Origin of the sequence: Veillonella sp. ZSJB6 (assembly GCF_051549505.1) — a bacterium.
GTDB lineage: Bacteria > Bacillota > Negativicutes > Veillonellales > Veillonellaceae > Veillonella.
Genome location: NZ_JBPUGE010000172.1, coordinates 1 through 239, shown reverse-complemented (window position 1 = coordinate 239; position 239 = coordinate 1). Strand labels below are relative to the sequence as shown.

The following is a 239-nucleotide window of genomic DNA, read 5'->3' as shown; positions in this document are numbered from 1 at the left end:
ACCGTGGAATGATGATTTATTCCCACAACTAGCCACACTTTTAGAGCAAGTAACGATTTTACAATGTGAAAGAATTTATCGTTATTTTATGAATGGCTATGAAAATGAAGTTAAGGAAAAATATCCAAACTTAGTTGCTACTGGTATGTTTCACCTTATTAGTATTTATGGGTGGATACTACCTTATTTTATGGATAAAGAATATTACAAAGCCGAATTAGACAGCTTACCGCCCTTGC

Annotated in this window: 1 protein-coding gene; it reads left to right on the top strand. The window is 33.5% G+C overall.

Translation table 11 applies throughout. The features are described from left to right. Nucleotides 1-239, top strand: a 239-nt coding sequence (locus ACSV5T_RS10320) for a hypothetical protein (protein WP_438321088.1), incomplete at both ends; no start/stop codon positions are given.